This is a genomic window from Rhizobium sp. SG_E_25_P2 (assembly GCF_029892285.1).
Taxonomy (GTDB): Bacteria; Pseudomonadota; Alphaproteobacteria; order Rhizobiales; family Rhizobiaceae; genus Rhizobium_E.
Map to the genome: position 1 here is coordinate 18,805 of NZ_JARXVM010000018.1, position 15,997 is coordinate 34,801.

At 62.0% G+C, this 15,997-nt stretch carries 10 protein-coding genes; all 10 read right to left on the bottom strand.

The features are described 5' to 3' along the window. Nucleotide 1: 1 nt before the first annotated feature. Complete coding sequence (locus M2360_RS21290; RefSeq protein WP_280777395.1) at nt 2-742, bottom strand: metallophosphoesterase family protein; 741 nt, start codon at nt 740-742, stop codon at nt 2-4. 126 nt (nt 743-868) lie between these two features. Beyond that, nucleotides 869-1,861 carry a sensor domain-containing diguanylate cyclase gene (locus M2360_RS21295; RefSeq protein WP_348529570.1) on the bottom strand — a complete coding sequence of 331 codons (993 nt, stop codon included), beginning with the start codon at nt 1,859-1,861 and terminating at the stop codon, nt 869-871. Between the two features lie 119 nt (nt 1,862-1,980). After that, nucleotides 1,981-3,612: an alpha-D-glucose phosphate-specific phosphoglucomutase gene (locus M2360_RS21300; protein WP_280777397.1), complete on the bottom strand. Its 1,632-nt coding sequence runs from the start codon at nt 3,610-3,612 to the stop codon at nt 1,981-1,983. A gap of 5 nt (nt 3,613-3,617) precedes the next feature. Then, nucleotides 3,618-5,060, bottom strand: coding sequence for a glycogen synthase GlgA (gene glgA / locus M2360_RS21305; protein WP_280777398.1), 1,443 nt, complete (start codon nt 5,058-5,060; stop codon nt 3,618-3,620). 7 nt (nt 5,061-5,067) lie between these two features. After that, a complete protein-coding gene (glgC, locus tag M2360_RS21310; RefSeq protein WP_280777399.1) occupies nt 5,068-6,327 on the bottom strand; it encodes a glucose-1-phosphate adenylyltransferase in 1,260 nt (419 codons plus the stop codon). A gap of 25 nt (nt 6,328-6,352) precedes the next feature. Continuing rightward, nucleotides 6,353-8,593, bottom strand: coding sequence for a 1,4-alpha-glucan branching protein GlgB (glgB, locus tag M2360_RS21315; protein WP_280777400.1), 2,241 nt, complete (start codon nt 8,591-8,593; stop codon nt 6,353-6,355). Nucleotides 8,594-8,658: 65 nt separating this feature from the next. Continuing rightward, nucleotides 8,659-11,124, bottom strand: coding sequence for a glycogen/starch/alpha-glucan phosphorylase (locus tag M2360_RS21320; protein ID WP_280777401.1), 2,466 nt, complete (start codon nt 11,122-11,124; stop codon nt 8,659-8,661). 314 nt (nt 11,125-11,438) lie between these two features. Then, on the bottom strand, nt 11,439-12,617 hold the full coding sequence (locus tag M2360_RS21325) for a TadE/TadG family type IV pilus assembly protein (protein ID WP_280777402.1): 1,179 nt from the start codon (nt 12,615-12,617) through the stop codon (nt 11,439-11,441). Nucleotides 12,618-12,728: 111 nt separating this feature from the next. After that, nucleotides 12,729-13,610 (bottom strand): transglutaminase family protein, encoded by an 882-nt coding sequence (locus M2360_RS21330; protein ID WP_280777403.1) that lies wholly within the window; start codon nt 13,608-13,610, stop codon nt 12,729-12,731. A gap of 8 nt (nt 13,611-13,618) precedes the next feature. Further along, a complete protein-coding gene (locus M2360_RS21335) occupies nt 13,619-15,982 on the bottom strand; it encodes a circularly permuted type 2 ATP-grasp protein (protein ID WP_263823166.1) in 2,364 nt (787 codons plus the stop codon). Between the last annotated feature and the right edge of the window lie 15 nt (nt 15,983-15,997).

Below are 15,997 nucleotides of genomic sequence, written 5' to 3' on the forward strand. Positions count from 1 at the left end.
GTCAGCGTCCCGCCATCAATCGTCCCGCGAGGCTTTCCGGCAGGCAGGCGGCGTGGATCTTTCCCACGGTCTTGTCGATGTCGTAGCTGACGCGCAGATAGCGCAGCGTGCGGGCCTCGGTGTCATAGAGCCCAATCGCCGCCTTGGAATTGTCGTCGCGCGGCTGGCCCACCGCGCCCATCACCGCCAGCCAGCGGCGCGAGGCGGAGAGCGGAATCGCCTGATCCGAACAGGGGGTGAAATGCGTGACCTTGCCAGTAGGCGATAACGAATAGAGAGCGGGGCGATGTGTGTGGCCGCAAAAGCTGACGGTGGCGCTGCAGGCGCCGAGATGCCGCGCAGCTTCGTCGGAAGAGAGCACATAACGCCACCGCGCTGGTTCGCTGGCTTCGGCGTGAATGTAGAGCCGGTCGTCGTCAACAAGGCTCATCGGCAGCGAGCCGAGATAGCGGCGGGCGTCGTCCGAGAGTTGATTGCGCGTCCAGTCCATGGCGCGCTTGGCAGCGTCGGTCATGGACTGGGAGGCGTCCTTGCAGGCCTGGTCGTGATTGCCGCGGATCACCAATGCGCCCTCAGCCTGCAACGCGCGCGTCTTCTCCACGCACCATTCAGGGTCAGGTCCATAGCCGACGATATCGCCAAGGATGACCATACGCTGCGCGCCCAGCTTTTCGGCTGTGGCGATACAGGCTTCATAGGCTTCGCGATTGGCATGTATGTCCGACAACAGCGCGATCAGCACGATGCGGTCCTCCTCCACGATTGAGCTTAGCAGAGGAGGGAGGCGTGTTCCATTATACCAAAGATCATCGAGATAAGGGCGTGCGCCCAATGATGATGTCAGGCGGGTATCTAGCGCCAGGCGTCGTTAGGCCACATGGACGGCTGCGCTTTCACAGCCATAAGCGAAACGCACGCAATTGCGCCCCTCTGACTTGGCTCGATAAAGCGCTTGATCGGCCCGCTCGAGGGTGGCCTCGATCGACATGTCCCGCTCCTCCAGCATTGTGACGCCGAAACTGGCGGTCACGCCATTCGGCAAGCCAATGTCGGAGAGGTCCAGCGCGCATATCGCTGCCCTCAACCGCTCGGCCACATTCATGGCCACGCTTTGCGTGGTGTTGGCCAACAGGATGGTGAATTCTTCCCCGCCCATACGGGCGATCATGTCGCCGTGGCGCAACTGGGTGCGGCAACACAGCGCCACCCGGGAGAGAACCTGATCTCCCACAAGATGGCCATAGTGGTCATTGACTCTCTTGAAATGATCGATGTCGAAGGAAACGAGCGCGAGGAGGCCCTGACGCGAGCCGGGCGCCAGGATCTCGCGAGCGAAACTGTGAAATGCGCCTTTTGAGGCCGCGCCAGTCAACCAATCAAGGCTTGAGCGCAGCCGAAGCTCCATCTGGTCCATGGCGGTCTGGGCAAGGCCCCTGAGAATGTCGGCTTCACGATCGGAAAAGTCCCGTGGCGAATGATCCGAGACACAAAACGCTCCGATCGCATGGCCGTCCGGAGAGATCAGCGGCGCGCCCGCATAGAAGCGGATGTACGGCTCGCCGGTGACGATGCGCAGACCTGACGTGCGGGGATCAGCTATGGTGTCGTGCACAACCAGCACGTCGCGGCTTTGAATCGTGTGGTTGCAGATCGCTTCTTCGCGCGTGGTCTGGCAGATGAATGCGCCGCTTTCGGCTTTGTACCATTGCCTGTCACGCTCGATCAGCGAGATCTGCGCGATCGACGTTTCAAATATCATTCTGGCAAGATCCGTAAGGCGCGAAAAACGCGCCTCCGGTTCAGTATCCAAAACGACATAATTGGCGAGCGCAGCGAGTCGCTGATCCTCGGTGTCGAACATTTGATGCTTCGTGCCTTTCCGACGCGCCCTGACTGTATTGGTCAGAATAGTCGTCAAAAGTTTAGCTTACCCTAATGGAAATTGAGGCTAACCAAACATGCTCGGGGGGCCCTGGTTCTTCAGGTAATGACGCTCGGCGCATCGCGGCCGGTGCGGGCCTTGATGCCAGCGATCTCGTCAGCCACCGCGATCAGATCCGCCAATGCTTCCTGCGTGTCGATGTCGTGGCGGGTGGCGTCCGGCTCATAGCGCTCGATATAGACGCGCAGCGTCGCGCCCGATGTGCCGGTGCCGGACAGGCGGAAGACGACGCGGCTGCCGCCTTCGAACAGGATACGGATGCCCTGGTTCTTCGAGACGGAATTGTCGACCGGATCATGATAGGCGAAATCATCCGCCGCCTGGACCTTGAGATCGCCGAAGCTCTTGCCCGGCAGGGTCTCCAACTGGTTGCGGAGATTGTCGACCAAGCCATTGGCGGCATCGCTCGCCACTTCCTCATAATCATGGCGGGAATAGTAATTGCGGCCGAAGGCGGCCCAATGCTTGGTGACGATGTCCTTGACGCTCTCATTGCGCACGGCGAGGATGTTCAGCCACAGCAGCACGGCCCAGAGACCGTCCTTTTCGCGCACATGGTTGGAGCCGGTGCCGGCGGATTCTTCGCCGCAGATCGTCGCCATGCCTTCGTCGAGCAGGTTTCCGAAGAATTTCCAGCCGGTCGGCGTCTCATAGATGCCGATGCCGAGCTTTTCGGCCACGCGATCGGCGGCGCCCGAGGTCGGCATGGAGCGGGCGATGCCCGCCAGACCCTTGGCGTAGCCGGGTGCGAGATGGGCGTTGGCGGCGAGCATGGCGACGCTGTCCGATGGGGTAACGAACATGTCCTTGCCGATGATCAGATTGCGGTCGCCATCGCCGTCGGAGGCGGCGCCGAAATCGGGCGCGCCTTCGCCGCTCATCATCTCGTCATAGAGATCTTTGGCGTGGACAAGGTTCGGATCGGGGTGATGGCCGCCGAAATCCGGCAGCGGAATGAAGTTGCGCACCGAGCCTTCCGGCGCGCCGAGCCGCTTTTCGATGATTTCCTTGCCGTAGGGACCGGTCACTGCGCTCATCGCGTCGAAGACGACGCGGAAGCCCGAGGCGATCTTGGCGCGGATGGCCGGGAAATCGAACAGGCTCTCCATCAGCTCGGCATAGTCGGCGACCGGGTCGATGACTTCGATCACCATGCCGTCGAGGTCGAGCGTTCCGATTGTGTCGAGATCGACGTCGGCGGCGTCGGAGATCTTGTAGCTATCGATTTCCTTGGAGCGGGCGAAGATGGCGTCGGTGATCTTCTCCGGCGCGGGGCCGCCATTGGAAGCGTTGTACTTGATGCCGAAATCCTCGGTCGGGCCGCCGGGATTGTGCGAGGCCGAGAGGATGATGCCGCCAAAGGCTGCGTATTTGCGGATGATGTTGGAGGCGGCCGGGGTCGACAGAATGCCGCCCTGGCCGACCATGACCTTGCCGAAGCCGTTGGCGGCGGCCATTTTCATGGCGATCTGGATGACTTCGCGGTTGAAATAGCGGCCGTCGCCGCCGATCACCAGCGTCTTGCCTTCAAAGCCTTCAAGGGAGTCGAAGATCGACTGGATGAAGTTCTCGGCGTAATTGGGCTGCTGGAAATGCGGCACCTTCTTGCGCAGACCCGATGTGCCGGGCTTCTGGTCGGAATAGGGCGTGGTGGCAACGGTCTTGATCATGGAGCTCATACCTTCGCTCGGAGCGTTTCATAGAGTTGGGCGTATTGGCGGGCGCTGGCGGTCCAGGATACGTCGGAACGCATGGCCGCCCGCTGCATGCCCGTCCAGAGGGCGTGGTCGGAAAACAGTTTGAAGGCGCGGGTCAGCGCGCCGTTCAGGCCCGCTTCGTTGACGGGCGAGAACTGGATGCCGGTGGCGACGCCTGCCGACAGCGCCGCGCCATTGGCGTCGATCACGGTATCGGCGAGACCGCCGGTGCGCGCCACGATGGGAATGCAGCCATAGCGCAGGCCATAGAGCTGGGTCAGGCCGCAAGGCTCGAATCGCGAGGGGATGAGGATGGCGTCCGCGCCGGCCTGCATCAGATGCGAGAGCGGCTCGTCATAACCGAGCACGAGGCCAACCTTGTCGGGATGGCGTTCGGCGGCGTCGCGCAATTGCGCTTCGAGCGCGCTGTCGCCGGCGCCGAGAATGGCGATCGAGCCGCCCTCCGCCACGATCCGGTCGACAGCCGATGCGATGAGGTCGATGCCCTTTTGATGGGTCAGACGCGAGACCACGCAAAACAGCGGGCCCTCGCTCGGAGACAGCCCGAAGTGTCGGCGCAGCTTGAGACGGTTCTCGGTCCGTCGCTCCAGTGTCGACGCAGTGTAGTTTACCGCTACCGCGCGATCGCTGGAAGGATCCCAGACGACTGGGTCGATACCGTTGACGATGCCGCTGAGATCGGCTTCGCGCGCTTGCATCAGCCCTTCGAGGCCCATGCCGTATTGTGGCGTCTTGATCTCATCGGCATAAGTCGGGCTGACCGTGTTGATGGCCCATGCGGTGCGGAGCCCGGCCTTGAGATAGGCGATATCGCCGTAATATTCGACATCGCCGGAATGATAGGCTTCAGCCGGCAATTCAAGCCCGCCGAAGATCCCGCCCCAGAAGCGGCCGGGAAAAGCGATGTTGTGGATGGTCATCAGCGAGGGCACGCTGGCGCTCGCCGGGCTGTATTTCAGATAGACCGGCGCGAGGCCCGCCTGCCAGTCATGGCCATGCAGGAGATCTGGCCTCCAGGAGGGATCGAGCCCGTTGCACAGCCGGTTGGCTGCCATGGACAGCGCCGCAAAGCGCCGCCAGTTGTCCTCGTGATCGCGTCCAGCGGCATCCACATAGGGGCCGCCCGGCCGGTCGAAATAGACTGGCTGGTCGAGCACATACAGATCGAGCCCGGCATGATTGACAAAGAGGATGCGCGCCGGCGCGCCGATCAGGCTCGGCAGTTCGGCGACGACCGTGGCCTCGCCGATCTTGCCGAGCACAGATGGATAGCCAGGCAGCAAGGTCCGCATCTCCACGCCGAGTGGCGCGAGCGCGAGCGGCAAAGCGCCCGCGACATCGGCCAGGCCGCCGGTCTTGATGAGCGGAAAGACTTCCGAAGCGACCGAAAGGACTTTCATCTGCGCCTCAGCCAAGACGGTCGATCATCGCCTGGGTGACCAGGCAGATACCGCTTTCGGTGCGACGGAACCGACGGGCGTCGAGCTCCGGATCCTCCCCGACCACGAGGCCGTCCGGAATGATGACGCCGCGATCGACGACGCAGTTCTTCAGACGCGCATTGCGATGCACGGTGACTTCCGGCAACACGACGGCGTGGTCGAGCTGCGAATAGGAATTCACCCGGCAGCCGGTGAACAGCAGCGTGCGGTTGATCGATGCGCCCGAGACGATGCAGTTTCCGGAGATGAGTGAGGACACGGCGGCGCCGCGGCGTCCTTCTTCGTCATGGACGAATTTCGCCGGCGGGGTGATCTCGGCATAGGTCCAGATCGGCCAGTTGCCGTCATAGAGATCGAGTTCGGGGACAATGTCGGTCAGGTCGATATTGGCCTGCCAATAGGCGTCCACCGTTCCCACGTCGCGCCAATAGGCATGCGTCTCGGTCTCGGCGCGCACGCAGGATTCTGCGAAGCGATGGGCCACGGCCTTGCCGTTCTTGACGATATAGGGGATCAGGTCCTTGCCGAAATCGCGGCTGGAATTGGGATCGGCGGCGTCGCGGCGCAGAAGGTCCATCAGGAACTTGGTGTGGAAGACATAGATACCCATCGAGGCCAGCGCAAATTCCTCATTGCCGGGAATGCCGGGCGGATCGGCGGGCTTTTCGATGAAGTCGATGATCACATCCTTGTCGTCGACATGCATGACGCCAAAGCCGGTTGCTTCCATGCGCGGCACTTCCAGGCAGCCGATGGTGACGTCGGCGCCCGAATTGACGTGCTGGCGCAACATCAGCTCATAGTCCATCTTGTAGATGTGGTCGCCGGCCAGGATGACCATATATTCCGGGTTATAGGGCTCGATGATGTCGATGTTCTGATAGACCGCGTCGGCGGTGCCTTCATACCATTGCGTTTCCGACACGCGCTGTGAGGCCGGCAGGATGTCGAAGCTCTCGTTGCGTTCGGGCCGGAAGAAGTCCCAGCCGCGCTGCAGATGGCGGATCAGCGAATGCGCCTTGTATTGGGTTGCGACGCCGATGCGGCGAATGCCGGAATTCAATGCGTTCGACAAAGCGAAATCGATGATGCGGGTCTTGCCGCCGAAATAGACGGCGGGCTTGGCGCGCCGGTCGGTCAATTCCTTGAGCCGGCTGCCGCGGCCGCCGGCGAGAACATAGGCCATGGCGTCGCGCGCCAGGGGTTGAATGCGTTTTTCCGCCATTATGAAGTCCTCCCGTATTGCTTCGTCAGTCTGCCAATTCAAGCCACAGAGTGGCCAGCGGCGGGAGCGTGCAATGCGCCGCAGCCCGTCCGAGTTCCCCGGGCCCGGCGAGAACCGCGCCCATATTGCCGATGCCGGAGCCGCCATAGACTTCGGAATCGGTGTTCATAATTTCCCGCCACGTGCCTGTCTCAGGCAGCGGTATCCGGTAGTTCTCCCTCACCACCGGCGTGAAATTGGTGATCACTGCGATCGGTTTTTCGCCCGGCGCCTTGCGCAGCCAGACATAGACCGAATGTTCGTGGGCGTCGGCCATCAGCCATTCGAAGCCTTCCGGCTCGCAATCGCGGGCGTGAAGCGCTGGCTTGTCCTTGTAGAGATGGTTCAGATCACGGACGAGATCGCGCATGCCGGCATGGCTGGGATAGTCGAGCAGGCCCCAGTCGAGACCGCGCGCCTCCGACCATTCGCTCCACTGGGCGAATTCCTGGCCCATGAACAACAGCTTCTTGCCGGGATAGCCCCACATGAAGGCGTAATAGGCGCGCAAGTTGGCGAATTTCTGCCAGTCGTCGCCCGCCATCTTGGCGATCAGCGAGCCCTTGCCGTGCACCACCTCGTCATGGCTGAGCGGCAGCACGAAATTTTCCGAGAAGGCGTAGAGCAGGCCAAATGTCAGTTCATTGTGGTGATGCTTGCGATGCACGGGGTCGCGCGCCAGATACTGCAGCGTGTCATGCATGAAGCCCATGTTCCACTTGAAGCCAAAGCCCAGGCCGCCGTCATGCACGGGGGCGGAGACTTTCGGCCAGGAGGTGGATTCCTCGGCAATGGTGATGATGCCGTGATGCGAGCCGTAAAGCTGCTTGTTCATCTCTTGGAGGAATTGCACTGCTTCGAGATTTTCACGCCCGCCATATTGGTTGGGCACCCATTCGCCGTCTTTCCGCGAATAATCGAGATAGAGCATCGAAGCGACGGCGTCGACGCGGAGCCCGTCGATATGGAATTTTTCAGCCCAATAGAGCGCCGAGTTGACGAGGAAACTCGCCACTTCCGTCCGTCCGAAATTGTAGATCGCCGTGTTCCAGTCGGGGTGGAAGCCCTGTCTGGGATCGGCATGTTCATAAAGCGCAGTGCCGTCGAAATTGCGCAGGCCGAATTCATCGGTCGGAAAATGCGCCGGCACCCAGTCGAGAATGATGCTGACGCCTGCCTTGTGCGCGCCATCGACAAAACGCGCGAAACCTTCGGGCTCGCCGAAACGGGCCGAGGGCGAAAACAGCCCGGTGGTCTGGTAGCCCCAGGACGGATCGAAGGGATGTTCGGTGACCGGCAGGAATTCGATATGGGTGAAACCCATCTCGACGCAGTAGGGGATGAGCGTGTCGCCGAGCTCGTCCCAGCTCATCATCTCGTTGTCGGCCTTGCGACGCCAGGAGGCGGCGTGGACTTCATAGATGGAGATTGGCTGACGGCGGGCGTCGACGCTGGACCACCAGGCGCGATGGGCTGCGTCCTGCCAGTCATGCGCCATTTCAGGGGCTGTCACAGAGGCGTTTTTCGGACGGAGTTCAGACCGCCGGGCGAAAGGATCCGCCTTGAGCGGCAGAAGCGCGCCGTCCTTGGCGAGAATCTCGAATTTGTAGGTTTCGCCCGCGCCGATGCCAGGGATGAAAATTTCCCAGACGCCGGTGTCGGCCCGGTGACGCATGACATGGCGGCGACCGTCCCAGCTGTTGAAATTGCCGACCACGGAGACGCGGGCGGCGTTCGGCGCCCAAACGGCGAAATGGAAACCGTCGGCTCCTTCATGGCGAAGCGGATGCGCGCCGAGGCGATCGAACAAGCGTTGATGCGAGCCCTCGCTCAGATAGAAATCGTCGAGCGGGCCAAGCACCGGGCCGAAACCATAGGGATCGACGACATCCCAGGAACCGAGCGCATTCTGGGCGTGATAGCGCAGCGGCTGCCGACTCTTGATCGAGACCGGTCCTTCGAAGAAGCCAGCCGGGTCACGACGCGGGATTTCTCCCGCGACGTCGCCGCCGAGCGTGTAGGCAATTACGCTTTCCGCGCCGGGAATGAAGGTGCGGGCGATGCATTGCTTGCCGAATTCGTGCACGCCGAGCACCGCGAACGGGTTGGCGTGCACGCCATTGACGATGGCTGCGACTTCCTCATTGAAGATGCGGAAGTCCCTGGTGTCCTTCGGGCGCTCAGCGGCAGGCGCGCCGGGGGCCGCCTCCGCTGAAGCTTCGGGCATGGCCCGGTCGTTCGCAACTCCTCCCCCAGAACCTGTCTTGCGTCCGGCCGTTCCCGCCTTTTGGCTCATCCCGCTCTCCAGATTTCCTTTGCATATTGCCGGATCGTGCGATCCGACGAGAACCAACCCATGCGGGCGGTGTTCCTGATCGCCGTGGAGAACCAGGCGGCTTCGTCCGTCCATAGCTGGTCCATGTCGCGCTGGGCGGCGGCATAGGCGTCGAAATCGCCGGCGACCATAAACCAGTCATGCTGATACAGACCATCCACGAGACTTGCGAAGCGGCCGGGATCATCCGGAGAGAAAACGCCGGATGAGATGGCGTGCAACGCCTGGGACAATTCGCGGGAGCTTTCGATGATGGCGCGTGGATTGTGGCCTTCCGACCGCGCCACGCCGACCTCTTCAGCGGTCATGCCGAAGATCTTGATGTTTTCAGGCCCGACGCAATCGCGCATTTCGACATTGGCGCCGTCCAGCGTGCCGATGGTCAGCGCGCCGTTCAGCGCGAACTTCATGTTGCCGGTGCCCGAGGCTTCCATGCCTGCCGTCGAGATCTGTTCGGACAGATCGGCGGCCGGAACCAGCATCTCGGCGAGCGAGACATTGTAGTTCGGCACGAAAACGACCTTGAGCAGGCCGCGCACGGCCGGGTCGGAATTGACCACGCGGGCGACATCGTTGATCAACTTGATGATCAGCTTGGCGTTGTGGTAGCTCGGCGCCGCCTTGCCGGCGAAGATTTTCACGCGCGGCACCCAGTCAAGCTCGGGACGCGAACGCATCTGGTCGTATAGCGCCACCGCCTCGATGATGTTGAGAAGCTGGCGCTTGTATTCGTGAATGCGCTTGGCCTGGATGTCGAACATCGCCGAGGGATCGATCTTGAGGCCCATGCGGCTCTGGATCAACTGGGCGAGGCGAGCCTTGTTGTCACGCTTGACGGCGGCGAACTTCTTCAGGAATTCGGCGTCCTCGGCGAATTTGTTGAGGTCCTGCAAAGCCTCGGTCTCGTCGAGGAACTTGTCGCCGATCGTCTCGCGCAACAGGGCGGTCAGGTCGGGGTTGCATTGCTGCAGCCAGCGGCGCGGCGTGATGCCGTTGGTCTTATTGTTGATCCGCTCGGGATAAAGCTTGTGCAAATCGGAAAACACCGTGACCTTCATCAGGTCGGTGTGCAGCGCCGAGACGCCGTTGATCGAATGCGAGCCCACGAAAGCGAGGTTGCCCATCCGCACCCGGCGATCGCCGCCTTCGTCGATCAGCGAGATCGAGCGGATCTGGGCGTCGGTGAAGCCCTTCTCCTTGCGCGCTTCGAGCAGGATCTTGGCGTTGATGCCGTAGATGATCTGCATATGGCGGGGAAGAAGACGTTCGAACAGCGGCACCGGCCAGGTTTCCAAGGCTTCCGGCAGCAGCGTGTGGTTGGTGTAGGAGATCGTCTTGCGCACCAGTTCCCAGGCGGCATTGAATTCATAGCCATGCACGTCGCAGAGCAGGCGCATCAATTCGGCGACAGAGACGGAAGGATGGGTGTCGTTGAGCTGGATCGAGACCTTGTCCGGCAGATTGTCGAAGCTGTTGTATTGCTGGCGGTGGCGGCGAAGAATGTCCTGAAGCGAGGCCGAGGAAAAGAAAAATTCCTGACGCAGGCGCAGTTCCTGTCCCGCAGGCGTCGCGTCGGCCGGATAGAGAACCCGGGCGAGGCTCTCGGCCTTGTTGCTTTCGCGCAGCGCGCCGATATGGTCGCCGGCATTGAAGGCGTCGAGCAGGATCGGGTCGATCGGCTGGGCGGTCCACAGACGCAGCGTGTTGACGCGCTTGCCGCGCCAGCCGACGATCGGCGTGTCGCAAGCCACCGCGATGACGCGCTCGGCCGGCTTCCAGACATAGCGGGCGTCGCCATCGGGGGCGAGCACGGATTCGACCTGGCCGCCGAAGCCGACTTCATAGGCGCTTTCGCGGCGCTCGAACTCCCAGGGATTGCCGTGGGCGAGCCAGGTTTCGGGCAATTCGACCTGCCAGCCCTCAGCGATCTGCTGGCGGAACAGGCCGTGCACATAGCGGATGCCGTAGCCATAGGCGGGAATGTCGGTGGTCGCCATGGATTCCATGAAGCAGGCGGCGAGACGGCCGAGGCCGCCATTGCCGAGCGCCGCGTCGGGCTCCAGCGCCGCGACAAGGTCGATTTCGACGCCGAGGGTCTTGAGGGCGTCGCGCAGTTCTTCCATCAGGCCGAGATTGGAAACGGCGTCGCGCATCAGGCGACCGATCAGGAATTCGAGCGAAAGATAATAGACCCGCTTGCCGCCGGTATCGTAGGTCTCGCGCGTCGACGCCATCCAGCGGTCGATGATGCGATCGCGAATCACCAGGATGGCGGCCGTGAGCCAGTCATGCGGCTTGGCGACCTTCACATCCTTGCCGATCCGGTAGGTCAGCCGTTCGACGATGTCCTTGGCAAGCGCTTCCGGATCGGTCGGGCGCGGCGACGGAAAGGGGATTTCGGACGTCTCGGTCTTTGTGGTCATGATCTTCTCGATGTCGCTACCGAATTGGAGATGTCGATGCAGCTTTTATGCGCATCGATGGTGACGGGACGATGTGCTGAGCGGGATCATGCTTCGCTAAAATCCCCTTCGGCCTGGCATTTGTTGGTGACAATGCGACCCTGCCCAAAATGGCGCTCCCCCTTGCGATGTCGGTCTGTCCCCGCCGAACATCTTTGTTGTTTCGCCGATAATAGGCATTCCGCGACGACAAGATCAACTGTTGATCGATAAACAAAAAAACCGCCGGCGCGGGGCCGACGGCAAGTTTTGCGGGCAGGCAAAGGAATGAGCGGCTATTGGGTCAGGCGCGTCGCCGTTTCGGTGGCGCGTTCGCCGATATATTCGAAGGCGGCGTTGAGGTCGTCGGCGTCTTCGGCGGCGAAATAATGGGCGCTGGTCGTCGCGCAATAATTGAGAAGCGCCTTGCCGCGATCCGGCGCCATGAAGGCCACGGAATAGACTTCGATCCCGGCCGTGCGGGCGGAATCGCACCATTGCTTGGTCGTGGTGTCGGCCGAGGTGTAGTTGTTGTCGCCGTCGGTCATGAAGACGATGAACTTCGACGGCGTCTGGCCATTGACCTCCGCATGCGCGGCGTCCTCGGATGCAGCGTTCAGCGCCTGATAGGCCGTCTTGAAGGCCGCGCTCGAATCGGTGCCGCCGGTCGCTGTCAGGGCGTTGATATAGGTCTTGGCGTGGTCTTCGCCCCAGGCGAGATTGACCGGCGTCTGCATGGCGGAATTGTAGGAGACCGCCGCCGTGCGCACGAGCACCGTATCCGGATCGGCGCTCGCCAACTGGCTCATCAGGCTATTGGCGGCGTTCCGGAGCGCAGTGATCTTGTCGTAGTAGGTGTAGCAGGTATAGGTCCGGCGGCCATAGCGGCAGGTATAGCTGCCGGAGACGGTGTCGGTGTATTCCGCCATCGAACCGGAACGATCGAGCACCAGATACATCGACAGCGCATTTTTGCTTTCCGTCGTCGACACTGTCGAAGCGCTGACCGTGAGCCGGCCGCCGTCCTTGCCGAGGAAATTCGACAATGCCGAGTAATCGACATCGAGGCAGGTGGTTACGGTGACGTTGTATTTTTTCGCCGTGCCGACCGTGCTCGTCTCGGACGCCCCGACATCGGTGCAACTGGAGAAGTCGAACTGCTGGTCTTCCTCTTCCGCGTCGTCCGAACTCACCTGATTCGACATCTGCCCCTTGACGAAATCCACGGCGAAAGCCCGGGCTTCATTGGTGGTGATGGTCTGTTTGGCGAGCGCTGAAGCGGTGGCCAGTGCTGCGGCGTCGGCCGCCGCCTGGAGCGCGTTCTTGTTGGCGATCAGTTGCGATGCGTCGATCGCAAGGCCAGCCGCGCCGAGCCCGACCGGCAGGATCAGGGCGCTCATAATCGAGAAATTGCCGCGCTTGTCCTTCAACAGGCGGCGCAGGTCGGTAAAACATCTACCGCGTGGTCGCATCATGCTACTCTCATCATGGAGTGGTCACGACGCGAAGGCTAGCAGCGAAATCTTGTATCCCGGTTTCCGGCCGCGCTCGAATTTAAGGCAAATTTTACCGGTGTTTACAGGGCGTTAAACTTTGACAGGGATGACGTCGACAGCCTGGGTCGTCGAATGGCTGCCATAGCTCTTGAGCACGCCGATCACCGGGGCGACGTCGGAGTAGTCGCGACCGAAACCGACGCGGATATGGTCGGAGCCGGCCATGATGTCATTGGTCGGATCCCATTCCATCCAGCCGGTGGCGCGGCCGCACCAGACGCGCACCCAGGCATGCATGGCGTCAGCGCCTTCGAGGCGTTCCTTGCCCGGCGGTGGAATGGTGCGTAGAAAGCCGCTGACATAACCGGCGGGAACGCCGAGAGATCGCAGCGCGACGATCATCACATGGGCGAAATCCTGGCAGACGCCCTTTTTGAGCTTGAAAGCTTCCTTGGCGGGCGTGTCGACGGTCGTCGCGCCGGGCAGATATTTGAAGTCCTGGTGGATGCGGCTGCAGAGGGCCGCCGCCGCCTCGCGAATGGACATGTCGGGCTTGACGATGGTTTTCGCCCAGGCAGAAATCTCGGGGGCGGGCCCGAGCCGCGGGCTGTCGGCGATGAAGTGATGCGGCGCCTCCGCTTCAACTGACCAGCAATCAGAGATTTCCGCGCCGAGCTTGGCGACCGTCGGCGAGAAATCTGCCTGGGGCGAGGGGTTCTCGACTTGGACGCGCGCCTGAAGGCGGATTTCCATCTTCTCATGCGGACGGCGGAAATTGACGGCGACGGCGGGATTTTTGAAAAAATCCACGAAATCCGATCGCTCCTGCGGTTGCGGATCGAAACTGATCGTGCCGGCGATCAGGCGTTGGCAGGGCCCAAGCGTCAACGGCAGGACACGCACCATATGGCGGGCGCCGCTGGCCGGGACCTCGTAGAGATAGCCGATCTTCATCGTAATGTCGTAAAGCATGGCGGAGCCTAGCCGATATAGGTGCGGGCGAGAAGGTCGGAAAAGGTTTCCATTTCCCGTTCGAGACGACTGTATACGTCGTCGGACATGCTTTCCGGCGTCATCAATGCGAGAGTCGAATAGAGCCTGAGCGCCTCGCGGTGCACCGGCGACATCTGGCCGTTGACGATGGCGTTCGGCAATTGCTCGACTTCGGTCTTGATCTCGTTGAGCTGATAGAGCACCGAACGCGGATTCAGCGGATCGAGCGCCAAGAGATCGGTCACCGTCATCCGGGCGGTGGCGACATTGTAGCGACGGCGATGGGTCATGACGCTGTCGCCGATCTCGATCAGCATGTCGAGCGCGCCGTCGGGCGCATCCGGTCCCGAGAGATGGCCTAGCAGGCGGGACATGTGCAGGCCGCGTTCGAGATAGCGGCCGATCGACAGGAAGCGCCAGCCGGTGAAGCGGTACATGTTTTCATGCACGAGACCGGCGAAACCGGCGAGCTTGCGCAAGAGAACGGTCATGGCGCTGGTGGCGTCGTCGCCGGGCTGGATCTTTTCGCGGAATTCGCGCGCGGTCTTGGAGAGATCGTTGAGCGCCAGCCAGCCATCGGGCGAAAAGCGGTCGCGGATGTTCGACGCCGAATAGAGCGCGCTCGAAATATTCATCAGCAGGCTTTCGGGCACAACCTCTTCCGTGTCGATGTCGAGCGCGGCCAGATAATCGGAGACATTGGCAAGCAGCGGCTGCTTGCGGTCGGCATATTCGGCGAAACGGCCGTGCCAGGCGCGCAGGATGCGCAGCGCTCCTTCCGCCCGCTCGATATAGCGACCGAGCCAGAACAGATTGTCGGCTGCGCGGCTCGGCAGGCTGCCGGGCATGTTGCGGGTGAAATTCTCTTCCGACGGCAGCAGCGTGGACCATTTCACCGGCCTGTCGGAGACGATCCAGACATCGGCGACCGAGCCGCCCTTCTGCATGGCGATGGCCGACACGTCGTCGCCGGCGCCGATACGGGCGAAACCGCCGGGCATGATGGTCCATCCGTCGCGGGTGCGGGCGGCGAAGACGCGCAGGCTCATCGGCCGGGGCGCGAGTTTGCCGTCGACGAAGGCGGGTGTGGTCGACAGCTTGACGATCTCTTGGCCAACGAGCCGGCCGCCGCGCTCGGCGAGCGTTTTCAGGATTTCCGGATCTTTTTCGCGCAGCAGGCGGCCGGGTTTGGATTCGCCGGCGTCATCGAAAAATGGCAGGCGGGAATAGGCCGGGCCAATCACCATCTTGTCGAGATTGCGCGCCACATGCTCGCGCTCTTTTTTCTGACCGCACCACCAGGTGGCGATCGACGGCAGTTTCAGATCCTCGTTCAACAGGCGCCGACAGATGGCCGGCATGAAGGCGAGGAAGGCGCGGGTCTCCAAAAGCCCGGCGCCGAGCGCATTGACGATGGTCACGGTCTCGGCGCGCAGCGCCTGGGTCAGGCCCGGCGTGCCGATCTGCGAATGCTGGTTCAATTCGAGCGGGTCGGCGTAGCTGGCGTCGAGGCGGCGCCATAACACGCTGACCGGCTTTAGGCCGGCGACGGTGCGCACCATCACCTGACCGTCGACCACCGTCAGGTCTTCGCCTTCCAGCAGCATGAAGCCGAGATAGCGGGCGATGTAGGAATGTTCGAAATAGGTTTCGTTGGCCGGGCCCGGGGTCAGGATGGCGATGCGATCGTCGGCGTTTTTCTTGTAGCTCTGCAGCTCATCTCGGAACGCTCCGAAGAAAGAGGCGAGGCGATGGACATGGGTTTCGGCATAGATGTCGGAAAAGGCGCGGGTGGTGGCGACGCGGTTTTCGAGCGCAAAGCCGGCGCCCGAGGGCGCTTGCGTACGATCGGCGAGCACCCACCAATTGCCGTCGGGGCCACGGCCAATCTCGAAGGCGACGAAATGTAAATAGTGACCGCTGACCGGCTTCAGCCCGGCCACAGGGCGAAGGTATTCCGGATTGCCGGCGATCAGGCCCGGCGGCAGGAAACCCTCCTGCACAAGTCTGTTGTCGGAATAGACGTCGGCGGCGATAAGTTCCAGCAGTTCGGCGCGCTGGATCAGTCCCTCGGCGAGATTTTCCCATTCGCGGGCGTCGACCAGCACGGGAACATGGCTAAGCGGCCAGGAGCGTTCGGCATTGGGCGCGCCGCCATAGGCGCGATAGAAAACGCCGGCGTCGCGGAGATAGCGGTCGGCCTTGTCGAGACGGCGCTCAAGCTCAGCCTCCGGCATGCGGGAAAGCGATTCGACGAAGTGACGCCAGACCGGGCGCACTTTCCCGTCCGGTCCCAGCATCTCGTCCGGCGCGCCGGCGATCGGCTTGTAGTCGAAAGCGCGGTCCGCCAAGGCTTTGTCGTCCTT